Annotated in this window: 1 protein-coding gene; it reads right to left on the reverse strand. The window is 50.2% G+C overall.

Annotated elements, in window-relative coordinates:
* The coding region (locus tag AAEZ03_RS28985; protein ID WP_350583459.1) for a protein adenylyltransferase SelO family protein at nucleotides 1–233 on the reverse strand (233 nt) is incomplete at both ends.

A 233-nucleotide genomic window follows, 5' to 3' on the forward strand; every position in this document is an offset into this window, starting at 1 on the left:
GTATTCATCACGCCATGAGCAAAGCCGATTAGCTGCCAGTCCGCAATCATTCGTGCGGTACGCTCAACCACGGCGGTCAAAAATGCCAACACGGGTGTCTCGCTTTGGCGGCACTTTGGATAGTACGTATCAATCATATAATCGGTAAATTCATTGAGTAAATCAGGGGCGAAGCTGGCAATCCACTCAACGTGACCCAAGCGAATATGACTGTCAGCCACGCGCATCAATGC

It is taken from the genome of Pseudomonas sp. HY2-MNA-CIBAN-0224, assembly GCF_040310285.1.
Classification (GTDB): Bacteria; Pseudomonadota; Gammaproteobacteria; order Pseudomonadales; family Pseudomonadaceae; genus Aquipseudomonas; species Aquipseudomonas helleri.